General features: G+C 72.7%; 24 protein-coding genes. 16 read left to right on the top strand and 8 right to left on the bottom strand.

Annotation, left to right across the window (positions count from 1 at the left end; genetic code table 11):
* Positions 1–121 precede the first annotated feature (121 nt).
* Entirely contained in the window at positions 122–1,183 is a 1,062-nt protein-coding gene (gene rho / locus M8542_RS34625) for a transcription termination factor Rho (RefSeq protein ID WP_257924530.1), read from the top strand.
* A gap of 21 nt (positions 1,184–1,204) precedes the next feature.
* Here rho and M8542_RS34620 read toward each other — a convergent pair whose 3' ends face one another.
* The 3 genes from M8542_RS34620 to M8542_RS34610 form a co-directional block, all read right to left on the bottom strand.
* The gene (locus M8542_RS34620; RefSeq protein ID WP_257924529.1) at positions 1,205–1,396 is read right to left on the bottom strand and encodes a DUF3072 domain-containing protein; all 192 of its coding nucleotides are present in this window, start codon (positions 1,394–1,396) and stop codon (positions 1,205–1,207) included.
* Complete coding sequence (locus M8542_RS34615; protein WP_257924528.1) at positions 1,393–1,887, bottom strand: hypothetical protein; 495 nt, start codon at positions 1,885–1,887, stop codon at positions 1,393–1,395. The genes M8542_RS34620 and M8542_RS34615 overlap by 4 nt, the downstream gene beginning before the upstream one ends.
* Positions 1,888–1,953: 66 nt before the next feature.
* A complete protein-coding gene (locus M8542_RS34610; RefSeq protein ID WP_257924527.1) occupies positions 1,954–3,006 on the bottom strand; it encodes a C40 family peptidase in 1,053 nt (350 codons plus the stop codon).
* Between the two features lie 358 nt (positions 3,007–3,364).
* On the opposite strand from M8542_RS34610, the gene M8542_RS34605 reads away from it, so the two are divergent.
* The 5 genes from M8542_RS34605 (at position 3,365) to M8542_RS34585 (ending at position 8,409) form a co-directional block, all read left to right on the top strand.
* The gene (locus M8542_RS34605; protein ID WP_257924526.1) at positions 3,365–3,568 is read left to right on the top strand and encodes a heavy-metal-associated domain-containing protein; all 204 of its coding nucleotides are present in this window, start codon (positions 3,365–3,367) and stop codon (positions 3,566–3,568) included.
* Positions 3,565–4,461, top strand: a complete 897-nt coding sequence (locus M8542_RS34600; RefSeq protein WP_257924525.1) for a DUF8832 domain-containing protein — start codon at positions 3,565–3,567, stop codon at positions 4,459–4,461. The genes M8542_RS34605 and M8542_RS34600 overlap by 4 nt, the downstream gene beginning before the upstream one ends.
* Positions 4,458–6,596 (top strand): heavy metal translocating P-type ATPase, encoded by a 2,139-nt coding sequence (locus M8542_RS34595; RefSeq protein ID WP_257924524.1) that lies wholly within the window; start codon positions 4,458–4,460, stop codon positions 6,594–6,596. Before M8542_RS34600 ends, M8542_RS34595 begins: the two co-directional genes overlap by 4 nt.
* A gap of 78 nt (positions 6,597–6,674) precedes the next feature.
* Positions 6,675–7,505, top strand: a complete 831-nt coding sequence (locus M8542_RS34590) for a peptidoglycan-binding domain-containing protein (protein WP_257924523.1) — start codon at positions 6,675–6,677, stop codon at positions 7,503–7,505.
* Positions 7,506–7,590: 85 nt separating this feature from the next.
* Positions 7,591–8,409, top strand: coding sequence for an LLM class flavin-dependent oxidoreductase (locus tag M8542_RS34585; RefSeq protein WP_257924522.1), 819 nt, complete (start codon positions 7,591–7,593; stop codon positions 8,407–8,409).
* Here the strand turns inward: M8542_RS34585 and M8542_RS34580 are convergent.
* Positions 8,363–9,307, bottom strand: a complete 945-nt coding sequence (locus tag M8542_RS34580; RefSeq protein ID WP_257924521.1) for a threonine/serine dehydratase — start codon at positions 9,305–9,307, stop codon at positions 8,363–8,365. The two genes, M8542_RS34585 and M8542_RS34580, sit on opposite strands and share 47 nt — an antisense overlap.
* A gap of 83 nt (positions 9,308–9,390) precedes the next feature.
* On the opposite strand from M8542_RS34580, the gene M8542_RS34575 reads away from it, so the two are divergent.
* Together M8542_RS34575 and M8542_RS34570 are read left to right on the top strand one after the other, a co-directional pair.
* Positions 9,391–10,281: a LysR family transcriptional regulator gene (locus M8542_RS34575; RefSeq protein ID WP_257924520.1), complete on the top strand. Its 891-nt coding sequence runs from the start codon at positions 9,391–9,393 to the stop codon at positions 10,279–10,281.
* Positions 10,282–10,411: 130 nt separating this feature from the next.
* Positions 10,412–11,380: a hypothetical protein gene (locus tag M8542_RS34570; protein WP_257924519.1), complete on the top strand. Its 969-nt coding sequence runs from the start codon at positions 10,412–10,414 to the stop codon at positions 11,378–11,380.
* A gap of 3 nt (positions 11,381–11,383) precedes the next feature.
* Here the strand turns inward: M8542_RS34570 and M8542_RS34565 are convergent, their stop codons facing one another.
* Positions 11,384–12,307: a LysR family transcriptional regulator gene (locus M8542_RS34565; protein ID WP_257924636.1), complete on the bottom strand. Its 924-nt coding sequence runs from the start codon at positions 12,305–12,307 to the stop codon at positions 11,384–11,386.
* A 73-nt stretch (positions 12,308–12,380) separates the two neighbouring features.
* Between M8542_RS34565 and M8542_RS34560 the strand changes: the two genes are divergently transcribed.
* From M8542_RS34560 to M8542_RS34545, 4 genes are all read left to right on the top strand, one after another.
* Positions 12,381–13,304, top strand: coding sequence for a DMT family transporter (locus tag M8542_RS34560; RefSeq protein WP_257924518.1), 924 nt, complete (start codon positions 12,381–12,383; stop codon positions 13,302–13,304).
* A 10-nt stretch (positions 13,305–13,314) separates the two neighbouring features.
* Entirely contained in the window at positions 13,315–14,211 is an 897-nt protein-coding gene (locus M8542_RS34555; protein WP_257924517.1) for an NAD(P)H-binding protein, read from the top strand.
* Positions 14,208–14,804, top strand: a complete 597-nt coding sequence (locus M8542_RS34550; protein ID WP_257924516.1) for a CPBP family intramembrane glutamic endopeptidase — start codon at positions 14,208–14,210, stop codon at positions 14,802–14,804. The genes M8542_RS34555 and M8542_RS34550 overlap by 4 nt, the downstream gene beginning before the upstream one ends.
* 115 nt (positions 14,805–14,919) lie before the next feature.
* Complete coding sequence (locus M8542_RS34545; RefSeq protein WP_257924515.1) at positions 14,920–15,759, top strand: hypothetical protein; 840 nt, start codon at positions 14,920–14,922, stop codon at positions 15,757–15,759.
* A gap of 6 nt (positions 15,760–15,765) precedes the next feature.
* Here M8542_RS34545 and M8542_RS34540 read toward each other — a convergent pair whose 3' ends face one another.
* Positions 15,766–16,755, bottom strand: a complete 990-nt coding sequence (locus M8542_RS34540) for a hypothetical protein (protein ID WP_257924514.1) — start codon at positions 16,753–16,755, stop codon at positions 15,766–15,768.
* A 181-nt stretch (positions 16,756–16,936) separates the two neighbouring features.
* On the opposite strand from M8542_RS34540, the gene M8542_RS34535 reads away from it, so the two are divergent.
* A complete protein-coding gene (locus tag M8542_RS34535; protein WP_257924513.1) occupies positions 16,937–18,721 on the top strand; it encodes a glycoside hydrolase family 76 protein in 1,785 nt (594 codons plus the stop codon).
* Between the two features lie 22 nt (positions 18,722–18,743).
* A complete protein-coding gene (locus M8542_RS34530) occupies positions 18,744–19,346 on the top strand; it encodes a SecDF P1 head subdomain-containing protein (RefSeq protein ID WP_257924512.1) in 603 nt (200 codons plus the stop codon).
* A gap of 3 nt (positions 19,347–19,349) precedes the next feature.
* On the opposite strand, the gene M8542_RS34525 is transcribed toward M8542_RS34530, so the two are convergent.
* Positions 19,350–19,829, bottom strand: coding sequence for a MarR family winged helix-turn-helix transcriptional regulator (locus M8542_RS34525; RefSeq protein WP_257924511.1), 480 nt, complete (start codon positions 19,827–19,829; stop codon positions 19,350–19,352).
* An 82-nt stretch (positions 19,830–19,911) separates the two neighbouring features.
* On the opposite strand from M8542_RS34525, the gene M8542_RS34520 reads away from it, so the two are divergent.
* Positions 19,912–20,553 carry an FMN-dependent NADH-azoreductase gene (locus tag M8542_RS34520; RefSeq protein WP_257924510.1) on the top strand — a complete coding sequence of 214 codons (642 nt, stop codon included), beginning with the start codon at positions 19,912–19,914 and terminating at the stop codon, positions 20,551–20,553.
* Between the two features lie 18 nt (positions 20,554–20,571).
* On the opposite strand, the gene M8542_RS34515 is transcribed toward M8542_RS34520, so the two are convergent.
* Positions 20,572–21,291 (bottom strand): M24 family metallopeptidase, encoded by a 720-nt coding sequence (locus M8542_RS34515; protein WP_257924509.1) that lies wholly within the window; start codon positions 21,289–21,291, stop codon positions 20,572–20,574.
* Positions 21,292–21,396: 105 nt separating this feature from the next.
* On the opposite strand from M8542_RS34515, the gene M8542_RS34510 reads away from it, so the two are divergent.
* Entirely contained in the window at positions 21,397–21,906 is a 510-nt protein-coding gene (locus M8542_RS34510; protein WP_257924508.1) for an ATP-binding protein, read from the top strand.

The raw sequence follows: 21,906 nt of genomic DNA, 5'->3' as shown, positions 1-21,906 counted from the left end.
TGAGTTGCTCCTCCCGGACGCAGGCCCCTTGGCCGCCCGGAGGCAGCTCCCGGATCCAGGCCACTCGGCCTCCTTCCTTTTTTCGCCGGCCACCGGTCGGCCTTCTCATCAGGAGACACCCATGCCTTTCAACGGAATCCTTGACCTGTCAGGAAAAACTCCCTTCGTCCGCACCGGCCACCGGTCGGCCCCGGACGACATCGCCGTTCCGCTTTCCCTGGTGCGCAAGCACAAGCTGCGCGCCGGCGACGAAATCACCGGCACCACCGAGAACATCGAGAGCGTCAACGGCTTCGACCCGGCGCAGCCGCGGCCACATTTCGCGGACCTCGTGCCGGTGCACCCGGACGAACGGCTGTGGCTGGAAACCACGCCGGCCCGGTTGGTGCCGCGGGTGCTCGACCTCGTCACGCCGATCGGCAAGGGGCAGCGTGCGCTCGTCGTTTCGCCGCCGAAGGCCGGAAAAACCACGGTGCTGCGCGAAATCGGCCACGGCATCTCGGTCAACCACCCGGACTGCCGCCTGCTCGTGCTGCTCGCCGACGAACGCCCGGAGGAGGTCACCGAGCTGAGCCGCACGATCCGCGGCGAAGTGATCGCCTCCACCTTCGACCGGCCGCCCGCCGAGCACGTCGCCGTGGCGGAGCTCACCATCGAGCGCGCGAAACGCTGGGTCGAGCTGGGCGAAGACGTCGTGCTGCTGCTCGACTCGCTCACCCGCCTCGGCCGGGCGTACAACCTTTCGGCCCGCCCCTCCGGCCGCACCCTCTCCGGCGGCGTCGACGCGGCCGCGGTGCAGCCGATGAAACGACTGCTCGGCGCGGCGCGCAACGTCGAAGGCGGCGGGTCGCTGACGATCATCGCGACCGCGCTGGTGGAGACGGGCTCGCTGGCCGACACGGTGTTCTTCGAAGAGCTGAAGAGCACCGGCAACGCCGAGCTGAAGCTCGACCGCAAGGCCGCCGAGCGGCGCGTGTTCCCGGCCGTCGACATCCCCGCGTCCGGCACCCGGCGCGAAGAGCTGCTGGTCACGCCGGAAGAACTCGCGGCGATGCGCGAGGTCCGCCGGGCGCTGCAGGGGCCGCACGCGCTCGATCAGCTGCTCGAGCAGCTCCGCAAGACCGATTCCAACGCCGAATTCCTGCTGCGGGTCACCGGCGCGACCCAGCTCGCGGCGGCCTGACCCACAGCCACGCGAACCCCCTCAGCTGCCCCGCCCCGTGCTCCGCTGCAGCTCGTCGATCCGCTCGGAAGCCTCGGCCTTCGTCAGCTCCTCGGGCACCTCGACCCCGGCCTCCTGCGCCAACGTCTGCAAGTACGACTTCTGCGGACCGGTCATCGGCTCGTCGCCCGTGGTCCACTCGCTCGGGTCCTTCTCCGGATTGGGCTCCGTCATCGCTCCTCCGTCCCTCGATCGAACACTTGTTCGCTCGTCTCCGACTCCAACCCGGGGGTCCGACAACTTCGGATCGGCGGAGTGCTCGGCGGCCCGGCCTCGTGGCCCGCGCGCCCGCGAGTCCGGCGGGCGTCCTTGAACTGCTGCTCCTGCACGTGCCGGCGACCGCCGGTCAGGCCCTCGCGCACTTCGCGCGTGAATTCGCGGGTGGTGCGGTAGTAGCCGTCGTCGTAGTCCTCGACCACCTGGAACGTCCAGCGGTCCGGGAGGACGTTGAGCCCGATGAGCTCCTCGTCGATGCGGTCCGCCCACTCGGGGTGGCCGGCCTCCCGCAGCATCTTCGCCGCGTCCTCGAACAGCAGGTCGCCGGTGCCCGTCATCTGGTGGAACGCGTAGAGGTGGCCCCGGGCTCGTTCGATCGTCTCGAACGCCTCGGTGACCTTGCCGACCGCGTCCGCGGTCGCCTTGTCGACGTCGTCGTGCTCGGCCATGGACGCAGAGTGCCCCGTCCGGGAGGTTCCACACCTCCCGAACGGGGCACTGACAAACGGGGAGCGTCAGGCCGTGGGCCGCGTCGCTCCCGCGTACTCCTTCAGCAGCGGCGAGATCTTGACGACGTCACCACTGGTCGGCGCGTGCACCATCTTGCCGTCGCCGATGTACATCCCGATGTGGGACACCGGCGAGTAGTACGCCACCAGGTCGCCCGGCTGCAGCTGGTCGCGCGGCACCGACGTGCCGAAGCCCGCCTGCGCCGACGACGTCCGCGGCAGGCTGATGCCGGCCTGCTTGTACGCCCACTGCATCAGGCCCGAGCAGTCGAACGTGCTCGGTCCGGTGGCGCCGTAGACGTAGGCGCTGCCCAGCTTGCTCAGCGCCGCGTCGACCGCCTTCTGCGCGGCAGCGGAGGCCGCCTTGACGACCGGGGCGTCGCCGCCGGTGTCCTTCTGGGCGGTCTTGTCGGCGGTGCTCAGCGTCTTGCTCTGGGCCTCGATCTGGTCGATCTGCGCCTGGAGATTCTTCTTCTTGCCTTCGATGTCCGAGGCCAGCTTCGCCGCCGCGTCACGGGCGTCGGTCGCCCGCTTGGCCGCGTCGGTCGCCGCCTTCTCGGCGGCGGTGGCCTTCCCGGCCGCGTCGGTGAGGCCGTCCATCGCGCCGTTCTTCTCGGTCGCGATGACCTCGAGCGCCGACGAGCGGTCCAGGAAGTCCTGCGTGGACGTGCCGGCCAGCAGCGCGGACAGCTTGTTCAGCTGGACGCCGCTGGTGAACGACGCGCCGGCGAACTTGTCCACCTGGCCCTGGTACTTCTGCTTGGCCTCGATCGCCGAGGCGCCGGCGTCCTTGGCCGCGGTGACGTCGGCGTTGGCCTTGTCGAGCTGGCCCTGCTTGGCGGTCAGGTCGTCCTGGGCCTTCAGGAGGTCCTCGTTGAGCTTCTCGGCCTGCGCCGAGAGGTCCCGGTACTTCGCGAGGGCGTCGGACCCGGTGGGCGGGGCCTGGAGGACGGGGACGGGGGCGGCGCTGGCCGACGGCTGGGCCATGGTGACGACTGTGATCACCGAGGCCGCGGCGAGGGCACCTGACACCACGCGCTTGACGGGATGCGAACGCATTCTCGCGCGGGTCTCCTTTGCTGATCGGCCGCCTTCGGGCACCGGGCGGCGAGTCGGGGGCCTCGTCCGCGCTGACCCGGGCGTGCGCTACCGCAACAGCGAATAGACACGCGGTGGGCCCGGTACCCGGCAGGGGGTATCGGCGGCGATCTCGCGTCGCCGTCTCATCGACGACCGGGGGCCGCGAGATCTCGAACAGGTTACGAAACGAATACAGCGGCGTCCAGGGGTGGGTCGTGAGAACTCTCCGTGACCGCAAGAAACACGCTTGGACCAGTGGTAACCGGGTCGACTGTGCTTCGGATTACATGTCGTGACCGTGATTGATTACCCTACCCCCCTAGGGTATATCTGAGGCATGGCAGACACGACCTACACCGTCTCGGGCATGACCTGCGACCACTGCGCCCGCTCGGTCGAAGCGGAAATCCGCGCGCTCGGCGGCGTCACCGGCGTCACCGTCGAGCTGACCACCGGCGCGGTGACCGTCCGCGGCGCCGGGGACCTGTCCGTCGCCGACGTGCGCGGCGCTGTGGAAGAAGCGGGGTACCGGCTGACATGAACACCGCAGCGAAGCTTTCCGCCTACGGTGCGGCGCTCGCCCTGGTCGCCGCGGGCGCCTGGGTGACCGGCATCGCCGTCGGTCCCTTCCCCGGCCAGGCGGCCGAGGGGCACGGTGGCGAGGACGCCGGGCACGGGGACGGCCACGGCGGCACCGTCGCGGAGGTCGCCGACCACCAGCCCGGTGGGCTGGCCTCGGCCGCGGGCGGCTACACCCTCACGCCCGCCGGCACGACGCTCACCCCCGGCGCCACCACGAAGTTCACCTTCCGGGTCATCGGCCCGGACGGCGCCCCGGTCACCGCCTACGACGTCGAACACGAGAAGCGGATGCACTTCATCGTCGTGCGCCGCGACACCACCGGCTACCGGCACCTGCACCCGGAGCTCGGCGCCGACGGCACCTGGAGCGTGCCGGTCACCGTCGCCGAAGCGGGCAGCTACCGCGCTTTCGCCGACTTCACGCCGGCCGGCGGCCAGAGCCTGACGCTCGGTGTCGACCTCGTCGCACCGGGGCTGTTCCAGCCAGTCGAACACGCCGAGACCCGGGTGGCCGACGTCGAGGGGTACCGCGTCCGGCTCGACGGCGACCTCGTGCCCGGTCGCTCGTCGCGGCTGACCGCGACGGTCACCAAGGACGGCCGCGACGTCACCGACCTGCAGCCCTACCTCGGCGCGTACGGCCACCTCGTGGCGCTGCGCGGCGGCGACCTCGGCTACCTGCACGTCCACCCGGACGACCCGGCCGGCGATCGCAAGAACGGGCCTCGGGTGACGTTCCTCGCCGAGGTGCCCTCGGCCGGCACCTACCGGCTGTTCCTGGACTTCCGCCACGGCGACGTGGTCCGCACCGCCGAGTTCACCGCGACCACCGGGGGAGGCGACCGGCGATGACCCGGCAGCTGGAAGCGAAGAACGTCGAACTCGCCATCACCGGGATGACCTGCGCGTCCTGCGCGGCGCGGATCGAACGCAAGCTCAACAAGCTCGACGGCGTCACCGCGACCGTCAACTACGCCACGGAAAAGGCGAAGGTCGCCTACGCCGGCGAAGTCGCTCCGCGAGACCTCGTGGCGCAGATCGAGGCGGCGGGCTACGGCGCGACGCTGCCCGCCGAGAAGCCCACCGAAGCGGAACCCACGGATCCCACCCGGACCCTGCGGCAGCGGCTGCTCGGCGCCGCGGTGCTCTCGGTCCCGGTGGTCGTCCTGGCCATGGTGCCCGCCTGGCAGTTCACCTACTGGCAGTGGATCTCCCTGGCGCTGGCCGCGCCGGTGCTGGTGTGGGGCGCGTGGCCGTTCCACAGGGCCGCCTACGCCAACCTCCGCCACGGCGCCGCGACGATGGACACGCTCATCTCGATCGGCACCCTCGCGGCGTTCGGCTGGTCGCTGTACGCGCTGTTGTTCGGCGCCGCGGGCACCCCGGGCCTGAAGCACCCGTTCGAGCTCACCATCGAGCGGATGGCCGGCGACGGCGCCATCTACCTCGAGGTCGCCGCCGGCGTCACGACGTTCATCCTGGCCGGCCGCTACTTCGAGGCCCGCTCGAAGCGCCGCGCCGGCGCCGCGCTGCGGGCGTTGCTCGACCTGGGGGCCAAGGACGTCGCCGTCCTGACCGGCGGCGGTGAGCGGCGGATCCCGATCGGCGACCTGGCCGTCGGCGACCGGTTCGTGGTCCGGCCGGGGGAGAAGGTGGCCACCGACGGCGTCGTCGCCGACGGCGGGTCCGCGATCGACGCGAGCCTGCTCACCGGTGAAAGCGTGCCCGTCGAGGTCCGCCCGGGCGACACCGTGGCGGGCGCGACGGTCAACGTCGGCGGCCGGCTCGTCGTCCGCGCCACCCGCGTCGGCGCCGACACGCAGCTGGCGCAGACGGCGCGGCTGGTCGAGGCGGCCCAGACCGGCAAGGCTCAGGTGCAGCGGCTCGCGGACCGCGTCTCGGCGGTCTTCGTCCCGATCGTCATCGCGCTGGCGGTGGCGACCCTGGCCTTCTGGCTCGGCGCGGGTGGCTCGCCCTCGGCCGCGTTCACCGCCGCGGTCGCGGTGCTGATCATCGCCTGCCCGTGCGCGCTGGGCCTGGCCACGCCGACGGCGTTGCTGGTCGGCACCGGCCGCGGCGCGCAGCTGGGCATCCTGATCAAGGGCCCGGAAGTGCTCGAGTCGACCCGGCGCGTCGACACCGTCGTGCTCGACAAGACCGGCACCGTGACCACCGGCAAGATGGCGCTGGTCGAGGGGGACGGCGAGGTGCTGCGGCTCGCGGGCGCCGTCGAGGCCGCGTCCGAGCACCCGATCGGCCGGGCCATCGCGGACGCCGCCCGGGCCCGTTTCGGGACGCTTCCGTCCGTTGTGGACTTCCGGAGCACGCCGGGGGTGGGCGTGCGCGGCGTCGTCGAAGGGCGCACGGTCAGCGTGGCGCGCGCGGACGGCGCCGGGACCACGGTCGGCGTGACCTGGGACGGCGAGGTGCGCGGGAGGTTGACCGTCGCCGACACGATCAAGCCGACGTCGGCCGAAGCGGTCCGGCGGCTGCGCGGGCTCGGGCTGACCCCGATCCTGCTCACCGGCGACAGCGAGCGGGTCGCCCGCGCGGTCGCCGCCGAGGTCGGCATCGAGCGCGTGATCGCCGAGGTGCTGCCGAAGGACAAGGCCGACGTCGTGCGCGGCCTGCAGGAGGACGGCAAGGTCGTCGCGATGGTCGGCGACGGCGTCAACGACGCGGCCGCGCTCGCCCAGGCCGATCTCGGCCTGGCCATGGGCACCGGCACCGACGTCGCGATCGAGGCGGCCGACCTGACGCTGGTGCGCGGCGACCTGCGCGCGGCGGCCGACGCGATCCGGCTCTCGCGCCGGACGCTGCGGACGATCAAGGGCAACCTGTTCTGGGCCTTCGCCTACAACGTCGCCGCGCTGCCGCTGGCCGCCGCGGGCCTGCTGAACCCGATGCTCGCCGGCGCGGCGATGGCGGCCAGCTCGGTCTTCGTCGTGACGAACAGCCTGCGTCTGCGCACTTTCCGCGCGAGCTGACCGCCCGGTTTGTACGTCCCTTGTATCGGGCCGGGTGATCCTCCCGGGCGTAAGGATTCCGACCGATGGAGGACAGGGATGTTCACGAAGGCCGCCGTGCTGACGGCGTTGACCGCAGCGGCGTTCGCCGTGGCCGCACCGGCTCAGGCCGAGCCCGCGGCCACGGCGGCGCTGCCCGCGGCGAACATGGAGGCCGTGCTGAAGGCGGCCCAGATCGACCCGCGCCGCGCCGACGACACGCAGACGCCGGGCGCGCACGACAGCGTCCTGCTGGTGGAGCAGGCACTGCAGGCGAAGGGCCTGCTGGACAGCAAGTACGTCGACGGGTACTTCGGCACCACGACGATCACGGCGTACTCGCAGTACCAGAAGTCGTTGGGCTACACCGGGATCGACGCGTCGGGCCTGCCGGGCAAGACGTCGCTGGAGAAGCTCGGCGACGGCCGCTACACCGTGACGAGCACGGTCTCCGCGGGCAGCCGCGTCGCCTACCGCGGTGTCACGATCAACACCCGCACCAAGGCGATGCTGCTGGAGGCGGAACGGCTGTCGGGCACCACGGTCAGCCTGACGCAGGGCTCGTACAACCCGGGCGGCGTCGACGCTTCGGCCGGCACGCACGACGGCGGCGGCGCGATGGACATCTCGGTGTCCGGCATGTCGTCGACGACCCGGACGAACTTCATCAAGGCGCTGCGCCGGGTCGGGTTCGCGGCCTGGTACCGCACGCCGGCCCAGGGTTTCGCCTACCACGTCCACGCCGAGGCGATCTCCGACCCGGACCTCTCGTCGGGCGCGCAGCACCAGACGGGCGACTACTACCTGGGCATGAACGGCCTCGCCGGCCGCGGCGCCGACGACGGCCCCTCGGTCACGAAGGTCACCTGGGAGGAGTACCAGCGCGGCTGACGCCGGACGCGCGCCCGGCCGTGGTGGCACGGCCGGGCGCACTGGTGGTTGGATCGTCGGTACCGACGACTTTGGGGGTACTTCGATGGTCGACAAGGCGTTCCGGTTCGGCGTGGTCGCGGCCGCGGCCGAAGGTGGCGCGAAGTGGCTGCAGACCGCCCGCCGTGCGGAGGAGCTCGGCTACTCCACCCTGCTCTGCCCGGACAACCTGAACCTGCCGACGCCGACCGCGGCGCTCGCGGCCGCGGCGGTGGCGACGACCGAGCTGCGGGTCGGTTCGTTCGTCCTGGCCAGTCCGCTGCGCACGGCGCGGGCGGCGGCCTGGGAGTCGCACAGCCTCACCGTGGTGACCGGGGGCCGGTTCGAGCTCGGCATCGGCACCGGGCTGCCGACGATGCGCCGGCAGGCGGAGTGGCTCGGCCTGCCCTACGGCTCGGGTCAGGAGCGGCTCGACTCGATCGCCGAGACGATCGACGAGGTGCGCCGGCTCGACGGCGACACGCACACCCCGGTGATGGTCGCCGCGGGCGGGCCGAAGATCCGGCGCCTGGCCGGGGAGAAGGCCGACATCGTCACGCTCGCCGGGGGTGTGCTGACCCCGCGCGCGGAAATGGCCGGGCACGCCGAGGAAATCCGCGCCGCGGCCGGTGACCGGGACATCGAGCTGGGGCTCAACGTCTTCGTCATCGGCGAGCAGGTGCCGCCGTTCATCCAGCAGTTCACCGGCGCCGACGCCCAGACGCTCATCGAGCACGACTCGCTGAGCATGCTCCGCGGCAGCGTCGACGACATGGCCGCCGAGCTCGAGCGCCGGCGCGAGGAACTGGGCGTGTCCTACATCAGCGTCAACGGCGCGTTCATCGAGCAGTTCGCGCCGGTGGTGGCGCGGCTGTCGGGGAAGTGAGCGTCGCCGGGTCGGTGTTCGCGCCGCAGAGCAGCACGGCGACGCGCTCGCCGGGCGCCGGGCGGTAGGCGCCGCCGAGCAGGGCGGCGAACGCCGTCGCGCCGCCGGGCTCGACGGCGAGGCGGTAGCGGTCCCACAAGACCGCCCGGGCCTCGGCGATCGCGGAATCTCCCACCAGCACCGATCCCGCGTTCGTCCGGGTGGCCACGGCGAAGGCGATGTCGCCGAGCCGGGACGCGCCGAGGGAGTCGGCCGCGAGGCCGGCCACCTCGACCGGCACCGGCTCCCCGGCGGCCAGCGCGGCGTGCAGCGTCGGCGCCGTGTGCGGTTCGACGCCGACGACCCGCGCCCGGCCTTCGACCGCGGCCGCGACGCCGGCCAGCAGCCCGCCGCCGCCGACCGCGACCAGGATCGTGTCCAGCCCCTCGACCTGTTCGAGCAGCTCCAGCCCGGCGGTGCCCTGCCCGGCGCAGATTTCGGGTTGGTCGTAGGCGTGGCAGAAGAGCGCGCCGGAGTCGGCCGCGTGCTTCACGGCGGCGTCGTAGGCGTCCGCGTACTTGTCGCCGACCAGCTCGACGGCCGCACCCAGCTGCCGCAGCTTCACCACCTTGACCGCGGGGGCGGTCGCCGGGACGAAGACCCGGGCGGCCACCCCGAACTCCCGCGCGGCGTAGGCGATGGCGAGCCCGGCGTTGCCCCCGGACGCGGCCACGACGCCGGCCGCCGAAAGCTCACCCGCGGCGATGATCCGGTTGAACGCGCCGCGCGCCTTGAACGAGCCGGTGTGCTGCAGCTGCTCGAGCTTGAACCAGACGCCGTCGTCGGCGAACACCGGCGTGCGGCGGACCCGCCCCGCGATCCGCGCGGCGGCCCGTTCGACATCGGAAGTGCTGATCATGACCCCAGCATGCGCGCGGCCGGGCGTAAGCACCAGCGGCGTCTTCTATCCTGGCAACAGTCCTGCTTACGGCTGGAGGAGCTGTGCTCGACGCCCGCCGCCTCGCCTTGCTCGCCGAGGTCGCCCACGCCGGCTCGATCGCCGGGGCGGCCCAGCGGCTCTCGTTCACGCCGTCGGCCGTCTCGCAGCAGCTGGCGAAGCTCGAGCGCGACCTCGGCGCGCCCGTGCTGCACCGCAACGCGCGCGGCGTCACGCTCACGCCGGTCGGGGAGGCGCTGCTGGCGCACGCGGAGACGATCGTCGGGGAGCTGCGCACGGCCGAGCGCACCGTCCGCGCCCTGCTCGACGAGGAGCCGGCGCAGCTCACCGTCGGCACGTTCGCCAGCGCCGGCGTGACGCTCGTCCCGGCCGCGCTCGCGCGGTTCCGCCGGGACCACCCCGCGGTCGCGCTGCGGCTGCTGGACCTGGAGCCGCCCGACGGCTACGGCCTGGTCAGCTCGCGCGACCTCGACCTGCTCATCACCCACCGCTATCCCGGCGCGCCGCTGCCGGACCCGCGTGGGCTCGAGCGGCGCCTGGTGCGCTCGGAGCGGTTCCGCCTGATCCTCCCGGCCGGCCACGCGAAGGCCCGCGTCCGCCGGTTGACGCTGCGGGCGCTGGCCGGGGAGGACTGGATCTCCGGCAGTCCCGGCGTGCCCAACCGCGGGTGCCTGGAGCAGCTGGCCGAGGCCGCGGGCGTGCGGTTGCGCGTCGCCTACGAAACCCGCGACTACCAGGTGATCCTGGCGCTGGTCGAAGCCGGGCTGGGGATCGCGTTCGTGCCCGAGGACGTGCTCGGCCGGGCGGGCGCGGCCCGGATCGAGGTCCGGGACGCGGCCGACGCGCGGCCGGTGCGGGACATCTTCGTGGTCCACCACCGGCGGCCGGGGCCGCTCGTCACCGAAATGGTGGCCCGGCTCAACCGTCCACTGTAGACACCGGACGCCCGGCTTCCCCATGGTGCGGGCTCGGGTGCCCGCCGGACCGTCCGCCGCGCCCTGCCGCGGGTGTCCCCGGTCCCGGACGCTGAGCTACGTCAACGGCACACGAGCAGGGGAGAACACGGTGGTGTGGTCCGGAAGGAAATGGGCGCGGAGACTCGGGGTCGTCGTCGGCGGCCTCGCCGCGGCGGCGTGCGTGGTCGTTCCCGCGGCACACGCGGCGCCCGCCGCGTCGTCGGGGCAGTGGGTCGTCACCGACTACTCGGGCAACTTCGTGCGAGGCGGCGGGGTCACCGGCTACGCGAAGCTCGGCACCGGGCGCTACGAGGTGACGTTCAACCGCAACGTCGCGGGCTGTTCGTACGTGGCGACGGTGGCGGATCCCGGCAACGGCTTGGTCTACAACCCGGGTCTGGTCTTCACGGCCGGTGGGCACAACAGCGCCAACGGGGTGTACGTGGAGACGAAGAACCTGGGTGCGGGGCTGGCGGACTACCCGTTCCAGCTCCAGGTCCAGTGCGGCGGCTTGTGGGTGGCGACCGGCTATTCGGGCAACTTCGTGCGCGGTGGCGGCGTCACCGGCATGACGCGGCTCGGCCCCGGGCGCTACGAGGCGACGTTCGGCCAGAACGTCAGCGGGTGCACGTTCGCCGCGACCGTGGCGGATCCCGGCAACGGCTTGGTCTACAACCCGGGTCTGGTGTTCACCGCCGGTGGGCACAGCAGCCCGAACGGGGTGTACGTGGAGACGAAGAACCTGGGTGCGGGGCTGGCGGACTACCCGTTCCAGCTCCAGGTCCAGTGCGGCGGGTTGACGGTCGCGAGTGACTACTCGGGCAACTTCGTGCGCGGCAGCGGCGTGACGGCGTTCGCGCGGCTCGGCGTCGGCCGGTACGAGGCGACCTTCGGCCAGAACGTCGCCGGCTGTTCGTACGTGGCGACGGTGGCCGATCCGGGCAACGGGCTCGTCTACTACCCGGGTCTGGTGTTCACCGCCGGCGGGCACAGCAGCCCCAATGGCGTGTACGTCGAGACGAAGAACCCGGGTGGCGGGCTGGCGGACTACCCGTTCCAGCTGCAGGTCGCCTGCTAGTGCTCAGCCGACGGGCCGCCCCGCGCTTTCGAACCGCGCGGAGGCGGCCCGGAGGGCGTCCAGGCAGGCGCGCACCGCGCCGCGATCCTCTTCGCCCGCCCGGCAGATCGCGTAGATCGTGCGGGTCAGCGGCGGCCGCGTCGCCAGGATGCGGACGCCTTCCGGCGGCTGCTCGCGGGCCAGGCGGGGCACCAGCGCCGCGCCGACGTTGCCCGCCACGAGCGCCAGCTGCGTCGGGTAGCCGCCGACCGTGCAGCTGATCCGGGGCTCCAGCCGCTGCTTGCGCAGCACCTGCACCAGCCAGTCGTAGCAGCCGGACCCGGCGCTCCAGCCGATCCACGGCAGATCGTCCACTTCGGACAGATCGACGGTCTTGCGGTGGGCGAGCCGGTGCCCGGCGGGCAGGGCGAGGTCCGCGACGTCGGAGAACAAGGCGATCTGCGTCGTCGAGGGCGGGAGCACCGTCGGCCGGTCTTCCCAGCTCTCCAGCACCGCGACGTCGAGGTCGCCGGCCAGCACCCGGGGCATCGTCTGCTCCGCTTCGCCCTCGTGCAGCGTCACGGCCAGCCGCGGGTGCTGCGCGGCGAGCGTGGTCAGCGCCGGCGGCAGCAGCGCGTGCACCGTCGTGGGGATCGCGCCGATCCGCAGCGGCCCGATGACGTCCTCGCGCAGCAGCTCCAGATCGGCCTTCGCCTCGGCGACCTGCGCCAGGATCCGCTCGGCGTGCCCGGCCAGCAGCTGACCCGCCTTCGTCAGCCGGACACCCCGGCCGCGTGGCTCCAGCAGGCGCTGCCCGGCCTCCCGTTCCAGCTTCGCCAGCTGCTGCGACACCCCCGACGGCGTGACGTGCAGGGACGCGGCCGCCGCGGCGACCGAACCCTGAGCGGCGACGGCGTGCAGCGCCCGCAGGCGATCAAGTCCAAACACGGTAGACATGCTACCGAATTCCACGCAGAAACATTCGCTTGTCCTTGACAGTCGTGACCTCCACGCTGGAGGCGTGACCACGACCGCCCCGCGCCCCACGACCACCGCCGCCTTCACCGAGCGCTTCGACCCGCGCCTGCTCGCCGCGCTCGGCGGCTTCTGCATCTCGCTGTCGTCGGTCTTCATCAAGGTCTCGCACACCAGCGGCAGCACGAGCGCGTTCTGGCGCTGCCTGATCGCCCTGCCGGTCCTGCTCGCGCTCGCCGCGCGGGAACGCCGCGCGAACCCGGGCGCGCGCCGCCGCGCGCTCCTGCCGCTGCTGGCCGGCACCGGGCTCGGCCTGGACTTCGTGCTGTGGGGCGAGGCGATCCCGCGCGTCGGCGCCGGCATCGCGACGGTGCTGCTGGCCGTCCAGGTGATCATCGTGCCGCTGCTGGCGTTCGCGTTCCTGGGCGAACGGCCGACGAGGCGGTTCCTGGCCGCCGTGCCCGTGCTGCTCGGCGGCGTTGTGCTGGCCGGCGGGTTCGCCGGCACCGGTTCCTTCGGCTCGGACCCGGTCACCGGCGCGGTCGCGGCGATGCTCGCCGGCGCCGGGTACGCCGCCTACCTGTTCCTGATCCGGCTCAGCGGCGGCTCGGGGACGCAGGCGCACTCGCTGGTGCTCGCGACGGTCTCGGCCGGCGTCGTCGCGGTGGTGCTCGGCGTCCCGACCGGCACACTCGACCTGGCGCCGGGCTGGTCGGCGTTCGGCTGGCTGGTCGCGCTCGCCGTCGTCGGCCAGCTGGTGGGGTGGCTGCTGATCTCCGCCGCGCTGCCCCGGATGTCGGCCACCACCGGCGCGACGCTGATGCTGCTGCAGCCGGTCGGCGCGGTCCTGCTGGGGATCGGCCTGCTGGGGGAGACGCCCGGGTGGGCCCAGCTGGTGGGCTGCGCGGGGGTCGTCGCCGCGGTCTGCTTCGCCGGGCGAGGATCTGCGGGCGGGCGTTCGCGCAGCTAACGTCCCCGGTATGCGTGTGCTGGTGGCCGGAGCGTCGGGGTTCGTCGGCACCCGGTTGTGCCCGGAGCTGGAAACGGCCGGGCACGAGGTCCTCGCGATGACCCGGCACCCGGCGAAGTACTCCGGCGCCGGGAAGGCCGTCCGCGGGGACGTCGCCGACGTCGGTTCGCTGCGGGACGCGCTCAAGGGTGTCGAGGCCGCCTACTACCTGGTCCACTCACTCGACAGCGTGGACTTCAAGCGCCGCGACGCCCAGGCCGCGCGGGCCTTCGCCCGGGCGGCGGCGGACGCGGGCGTGCGCCGGATCGTCTACCTGGGCGGCCTCGGCGACGACGACGATGCGCTGTCGGAGCACTTGGCCAGCCGCCGCGAGGTCGAGCGGCTGCTGGGGGAGACCGGCGTGCCGGTGACCGTGCTGCGCGCCGGGATCGTGATCGGGCACGGCGGGACGTCGTGGGAGCTGACCCGCCAGCTGGTGGAGCACCTGCCGGCGATGGTCACGCCGCGCTGGGTCGGCACGCGTACGCAGCCGATCGCGATCGCCGACGTCGTCCGCTACCTGGCCGGCGTGCTCGAGGCCCCGGAGGCGGCGGACCGGGTGTTCGAGATCGGCGGCCCGGAGGTGCTGGCCTACCGCGACATGTTGCAGCGCGTCGCGGCGATCGAGGGCCGGCCGCTGCTGATCGTCCCGGTGCCCCTGCTGTCCCCGCGGCTCTCGTCGTACTGGCTGTCGCTGGTCACCGACATCGACGTCACGACGGGCCGCGCGCTGATCGACTCGATGACCAACGAGGTCGTGGTCCGCGACGACGCGATCCGCGACATCGTCGAGTTCGAGCCCATGGGCTACGACGACGCGGTGCTCCAGGCACTGGGCGAGCGGGCGAAGAGCCGGCGGACGGCGTGAAGAAGGCGTTCTTGGCCGCGGTGACGGCGGGCGGGTCGGGACTGCTGGGCGCGTCGCTGGCCAGCGACCCGGGCTCCCGCCGGTTCCACGTCCTGACGGCGTCGGTGGCGGCGACGTGGTTCGCCGGTGCGGGCCGGGTCGCCCGCGGCCGCCCCGACGTCGCCGGCCCGGTGGCGGTGGGCGCGGGCGCGTTCGGCGCGTTCTACGGCTGCGCGCTGGTGGCCCGCCACATCCCCCTGCTGCGCCGGGCGATCGCGGGCGTGCTGGACCACGCCCACCGCGGCCCGACACCCACGGTGGCGGCGACAACGCTGGTGACGGGCGCGGCGGAGGAGTTCTTCTTCCGCGGCGCGCTGTACTCGGCGTTCGGGGCGCGCGGGTCGACGCTGGCGTACGTGCTGTCGACGACGGCGACCCGCAACCCGGCACTCGTGCTGGCGTCGGCGGTGATGGGGACGTTGTTCACGCTGCAGCGCCGCCGGTCGGGCGGGGTGCAGGCGCCACTGCTGACGCACGTGGTGTGGTCGGCGTTGATGCTGGCGTTCATGCCGCGGTTGTTCCCGCCACCGGGTGACGCGAGCGAAACGCGGTGATCCGCGACCGCCGGAGCGGTGGGCAATTTCCTTTCAGCACTGCTTTCGCGGGCGGATCCCGGTTCTTGTGATTTCGTGTTCCCGGGGCGTACGGTCAGGCCGGGAAAGGCATGCCATGAACGGTCGTCGTCCGCGTCGAAACGCTTTCGCCGTCCTTGGTTGCGCTGTTCTTCTGGCCGGTTGTGGCGCCAATCCCGCCGCCACCGCGCCCACGATCGCCTCGACGTCTCCCAGCGCCTCGGGTTCCTCGACATCGGCGCCGTCTCCCGTCACCACCAGCCCGGCCGCGGCGGCGGCCGCACCGGGGCTCGCGGACGGCACCTACCGGCTGAGCGCCGACCCGCAGTGCGGGGAGTTCGCGATGGACGGGTCGAGCCTGGTGGTCCGCGGCGGCAAAGCCACCCTCACCCCGGGCCGCTGGGCCGGTTCGGACACTCTCGGTCAGCCGGCAAGCGGCACGATCACGACGCAGGGCAAGAACGTCCGGGTCCACGTGACGAACGGGACGGCCGCGATCATCGACCTCACCGCCACGATCGGCGCACCGGGCACCCTCAGCGGCAGCGGCAAGTCGGGTGGTCTGCACCTCAGCGGCGAGACCGGCTGGGCGTGCGAGTTCACCTTCACCGCAACCTCGGGGCCGGCCACCGGGACGACCGAGAACGTCACGACGTTCTATTCACCGACCCGCAACATCAGCTGCCAGATCCTGCCCGATTCGGTGTACTGCCAGACCCGGACACCCCCGCGGTCGGTGACACTGACCGCCGACGGAACCTACAAAACCTGCGAAGGTTGCTTAGGGGATCCAGGCGAACACACCCCGGTCCTGGCGTACGGGAATTCGACGCGGGTCGGCGCCTTCACCTGCGTGTCGGAATCCGCCGGAGTCACTTGCACGACCGCCGGAAAAGGCTTCGCCATTTCCCGTTCCGGCATTGTGAAAGCACCCTGACCCGCGTCAGAAAGCCCGATCCGGATCCGGTGACCAGTCGCGGGCCGCGGACAGCACCAGTGTCCGCTGCTCGTGCACCGACAGCAGCATGCCGTCCGCGCCGCACACCGCCTGGTCGAAGTCACCGCAGGGGCTGTGGTCGTTCGCCAGCGCCGGGTAGCGCTCGGCGACCGTGCCGACCGGGTGGCCCGCCAGGACGATCTCTTCCACCACGGTCATCGTCGTGACGTCGAGGACGCGCACGCGGCCGTTCCCCGTGTTCCACGACGCGTAGCCGCCCGGCAGCAGCTGCAGGTCCGCGCCGGGCAGGTCGCTGCCGTCCGCCTCGGCCACCGGGTCGACGTCGGCCCAGCGCAGCTCGGCCGGCTCGGTGCCGGCCGGCCACGCGCGGCGGACCACGCGGTCGTCGTCGGCGGTCAGGAACCAGCTCCCGTCCGGCCCGAACAGCGTCGGGAGGCTGTCCTCGGCCGGGAGCAACTCCGGGGTCAGCGTCGTGCCGTCGTCGTGGATCAGCCACGACTGCTGCCCGTCCTGGCCCGCCGCGACCCACAGCACCACCCGGTCGGCGCCGGGGTGCGGGCAGAGCATGACCGCCGAACCCCGGTACTCGTCCGGCACCCTCACCTCGCGCACCACCACCCCGTCCGGGGTCCGGATCGACACACCGACGTCGTCACCGGTGCCGACGGCCACCCACAGCCGGGACGGCTGCCACAGACAAGCGGTCTCGGCCGACACCTCGACGTCGACCCCGGCCCCGATCCGGAGGCGGCCGTCGACGACGCACGCCCAGGACTTCCCGTCCGGGGAAACGGAAAGGTCGGCGACGGCACCACCCAGGTCGGTCCGCCGCACGACGGCCAGCCGCCGGTCGACGACGGTCAGCGCGCCGTCCGGCGCCGCGGCCGCGAAGCCACTGCCCCACGGGCGGACCACGAACGCGCGGTGGTCGAGGGTGAGGGTGGCGGTGACGCCGACTTCCCGTACCGGATGCACCGCCGAAACCTACCGGGTGGCACCACCTTCCCCGGCATCGGCGGCCGCCGGCGCACCTGCGGCCCCGTTCCCGGTGCGGGCAACCATTGTCCGGAACGAGCCAGAACCGGGCGGAAACCTTCAGAACCACGCGCCGGCTTCCTATGCTGGAGCGAACCCCGGTGCGTGGAGAGGGATGTCGATGCGGACATTGCTCGTGCTGCTGCTCGTCCTCGGTTCCCTGACCCCGATTCCGGCCGCCGCGGCGGCGGGGATCTCGGTGTGCGTGACCTCGTGCGACACCCTCGACCCGTCGAGGGCCGCGCGTGAGAGCTTTCCGTTGCCCGACAAGGTGATCAACGGCCGGATCGTGCGCCTGCACGCTTCCGACCCCGACGGGATGGCGTGGGCGAGCATCGACAACGGCGTCGCCGGCGACAGCGTCTGGCTCGACCGGTCGTGGGACGGCGGCGCCACCTGGGAAGGCCTGCTGGGCAAGGCGAGCATCCCCGGCTCGTGGACCGGCACCCGCACCCTGATGTACAACCTCACCGACCCGCAGCACCACCGCCGCGGCCTGGTCCGGGCGTGCGGGGACGCCCAAGGCGTCGGCTGCACGGCGTGGATCTACCCGGACGTCTGCGACGCGGCCTGCGACCGCGTCGCGCCGGGTGCCGGGGACAGCCAGCCGGTGGCCGCCACGACGCTCTTCGGCCGCACGATCCGGCTCCACTTCGACGGCCGGGGGATGGCGTGGGCCGGGATCGAAGCCGGTGGCGCGGGTGACGAAGTCTGGCTGGACCGCTCCTGGGACGCCGGCGCGAGCTGGCCGGACGGTTCGTCGCTGGGCCGCACGAGCGTGGCCGCCGGCGCGACCGGCACCCACACGACGGCGTTCGCGACCCGCGACCCCCGCGGCCGGCTCTTCGGCGGCGCGGTCCGCGCGTGCGGGCGCGAAGCCACGCACGCGCAAGGCAGCTGCACGGCTTGGGCGCGGCCGGCGACGACCCGCGCGGCCGGCGCGCTCGACGCGCTGATGTGGTCCTACGACCCGTACACCGCGTGGTGGCCCTCGAGCTGGTGGAACTCGGCGGTCGCGGTGACGGCGGTGGCCGACGCCGGCGGGTTCGACACCGCGCTGGCCCGCACGTTCGACGTCAACCGCGCGGCGTTTCCCGCCGGGGTCCGGAGTTCCGACGCGATCGAGGGCGACTTCGTCAGCCGCGCCATCGACGACAGCGCGTGGTGGGGCCTGGCCTGGGTCGCCGTCTACGACCGCACCCACGACTCGCGCTACCTCTCCGAAGCGGTGACGATCGCGAACTACGTCCACGGCTTCTGGGACACGAGCAGCTGCGGTGGCGGGGTCTGGTGGAACCGCGAGCGGACGTACAAGAACGCCGTGACGGCCGGGTTGTACCTGCGGCTCATCGCGTCCCTGCACAACCGGCTCGCCGGCGACACAGTGTGGGGCCAGCGCGCCAGAACCGCGGGGGACTGGTACCTCGCCAGTGGCCTGGTCAACTCCAGCGGCCTGGTGAACGACGGGCTGACGAACTCCTGCGCCAACAACGGCCAGCAGGTCTGGACCTACAACCAGGGCCTCGGCATCGGCGGCCTGCTGGAGCTGTGGCGCGCCACCGGCACGACGTCCTACTTGGACGGTGCGAAACGGCTGGCGGACGCGGCGATGACGCGGCTGACGTCGAACGGCGTGCTCGTCGAGTCCTGCGACACCGGCAGCGGCTCCTGCGACGACAACCAGAAGCAGTTCAAGGGCATCTTCCTGCGCTACTTCGGCGACCTGGCCACCGCGACCGGCTCGGCCACCTACCGCGCCTTCGCGCAGCGGCAGGCCGACGCGCTGTGGGCGAACGACCGGGACGCGCTAAACCGGATCGGCCAGCGCTGGACCGGGACCACGCCGAACGTGACGGACTGGCGCACCCAGGCGTCCGGGCTCGAAGCGGTCCTGGCGGCCGGGTAGGTCCGCACGCCAGAATGGGCCCGTGCGGATACTCCTGCTCGCGGCCGTCGCCGTGCTCGCCACCGGGTGCCAGGCCGACGTCACGGGTCAGGCCGAGCCCACCGGGTTCGTCGTCAAGGACGGCACGGTGCTGCGGTTCCGCCCGGTGCTGGCCGAGGTGCCACCGGGGCCGGCGACGGGCTCGGCGACCGAGCGGCAGAGCGCCGACCCCGCCACCCAGCAGGCCGCCGCGCAGGCCTTCGACTGCGCCCAGGGCCAGCCGGACCCGCTCGACGGCCGCGACGACCCGGCGCTGCCGCTGATCAGCTGCGACCGCGCGCTGGGCACGAAGTACGTCCTCGGCCCGGGCTTCCTCAGCGGCGCGGACGTCAGTCGCGTGGACGCCGCGCCGGACCCGCGGACGGGCCGCTCGGTGATCAACCTCAGCTTCACCGCCAAGGGTGCGAAGACCTGGGCCGAGTGGACCGGGCAGAACGTCGGCAAGCAGGTCGCGATGGTGCTCAAGAGCCGGGTGCTGACCGCGCCGACCGTGCAGTCCGCCATCACCGGCGGCGAAACGCAGATCACCGGGCAGTTCACCCTGCCCGAAGCGCGGCAGCTGGCCCGCGACATCGCCGGCGGCTGACGTTCAGCAGACCGGCGGCCGGACGGCTTCCGTGCAGGCCTCGATCTCGGACTTGTTCGTCGCCTGCTGCAGCAGCGTGTAGAGCGTCTCACGCTGCTCTTCGCTCAGCCCGCGGAAGACCTCGTCCTCGACCGCGGCGAGCGCGAACTCGGCCCGCGCGAGCAGCTTCGCGCCGACGTCGGTGAGCTCGACGACGTGGCGCCGCCGGTCGACGGGGGAGCGGCGGCGCTCGATCAGGTTCTCGGTCTCGAGGTCGTTGAGCAGCCCGACGACGTTCGTGCTGTCCATCTCGAGGGTCTTCGCCAGGTCCTGCTGCGAGCTGCCGCCCTGATCGCGCAGGACCGTGAGCGCGATCAGGTGGCGCGGCCGCAGCCCGAGCGGCGTCAGCACCGACTCGCTGCGCGTCTGCAGCCGGCGCGCGAGCTGGCCCAGCAGCGCCCCGCAGCGGTGGGGCGGCTGGTTGACGACCGGCAGCGAGGTCATGCGCCCAGTATATGGGCAATCCAATGATCGATGTGCTATTAATGGTTTGTCTAACACCAACGATCTACGGACGGCTAACGACATGGCGCATCTCCTGCACATCGACTCGAGCATCCAGGGCGACCGCTCGGTGAGCCGCCGCCTCAGCGCGCGGGCCGCGGCCGCGTGGCGCGCCGCGCACCCGGACGGCACCGTCACCTACCGCGACCTCGGCGCGAACCCGCTACCGCACATCGACTCCGCGAGCGGCGGCGCCGGCGTCGTCCCGGCCGGGCAGCACACGCCCGAGCAGGCGGCGGCGTGGGCGCGGACCCGCGAGCTGGTCGACGAGATCAAGGCGGCCGACACGGTGCTGCTGGGCCTGCCGCTGTACAACTTCGGCGCGCCGAGCAGCGTCAAGACCTGGGTCGACCACCTCATCGCTCCAGGGCTCTCGGTCGACCAGGAGACGCAGACCGGCCTGCTCGGCGGCCGGGAGTTCATCGTGCTGGCCTCCCGCGGTGGCGGGTACGGCGAAGGCACACCCCGCGCGGGCTGGGACCACGCCGAACAGTGGCTGCCCCACGGCGTTGCGCTGACCGGCCTCGAGCCGCGCTTCATCACGGCCGAGCTGACGCTCGCCCACGTGAACCCGGCGATGGCCGAGCTCATCCCGCTGGCGGACGCGAGCCTGGCGACGGCGGAGAAGACCATCGACGACCTGTGGGTCCCGGCCCGCGTCTGAGCGGCGGTGGGCCGGGCGTCACGACTGCGCGGCGCTCGGCCCCAGCGTCAGCAGCTGCTCGAAGAACCCGCCGATCCCCAGGTCGCGGTCGACCAGGTGGACCTCGAGGATCCAGTGCGACGTCTGCCCGTTCCGGTCCGGCCGCCGCATCGGGCCGTCACTGCCCGGCGCGATGTAGGAGTCGATCTTCGCGCCGTCGATCTTCTCGTGCGGGAACTGCCCGACCAGGTGACCCGCGATGTCGCCCCCGAACTCCCAGCCCGCTTCCCGCGCCAGCTCCACTATGTGCGCGTACAGCTGCGCACCCGTGATGTCCGGCCGGGCCGCGAAGTACGCGCGGCCCGCGTCGAAGACCGGCGGCAGCGAGTCCCGCAGCCGGTGCTTCACCGGGTCGTCGCCGAGGACGAACGTGCGGCCGAAGTCCGCCTCCCAGTCCTCGAAGATCGGGCCGAAGTCGGCGAACACGACGTCGTCCTCGGCCAGCACCCGGTCCGGCGGGTTCTCGCGGTACGGCCGCAGCGTGTTGACCCCCGCCCGGACGATCCGCTTGTGCCAGTAGCGGCGGATGCCGAGCAGGTCACCGGCGAGGTCGCGGATCGCGTCGCTCGCCTCGGTCTCCCGGACACCGGGCGCGAGGATGCCGCGCTCCTCGACCGCCGCGAACAGTTCGACCGCCTTCGCCTGCGCGTCCAGCAGCCGCTCGGCGCGCAGATCCTCGTCCTCGACGACTTCGCCCATGGCCCCGACGGTAGCAACGGGACAGCGGCCGGTACCGTGCCGCCGGAGGCCGGGTGGCAAGATGCGGAGCCCGGACGGTCCGCACCTGGGCGAGGAAGGTCAGGTTTGAGCGCGCACACCTCCCAGATGGACGATATCCGGCTGGTCGCGCAGCCCAGCGCGCTGCCGGTCACGGAACTGTTCGTCCGCCTGATTCTCACCGACTGGTCCCTGCTGCCGATGCTGGAGCAGGCGACCGCGACCGCGAGACGGCTGGTCGAGACCGTGATCGAGGCCGGCGACCCGCGGTCACCCGCGTTCGTCACGCTGCGGCTGCGGCTGCGTGCCGAGGTGCTGGTGGTCGAGGTCGACGACGACGTGCCCGGGCTGCCGGAACCCAAGGTCGCCGGGCCCGGCGAGCGCGTGGGCGTCACCCCCGGCGTCGGCGGGGCCCGCACGACCTGGTGCGAGCTCGAGCTGCCGGGCGGCATCAACGCGCGCCAGGTGCGCCTCCCGCGGCGGCAGGACCGCCGCACCCTCGTCGACGAGCCGGTCTCCGGCGATCCGGTCGCCGCCGACCCCGAGGTGCTGGAGCGGCTGCTCAACCGCCTGAGCGGCTGGTCCGGCACGGGCTGA

The organism is Amycolatopsis iheyensis (assembly GCF_024703995.1).
GTDB lineage: Bacteria > Actinomycetota > Actinomycetes > Mycobacteriales > Pseudonocardiaceae > Amycolatopsis > Amycolatopsis iheyensis.
This window is presented reverse-complemented; position numbering and strand designations above follow the sequence as displayed.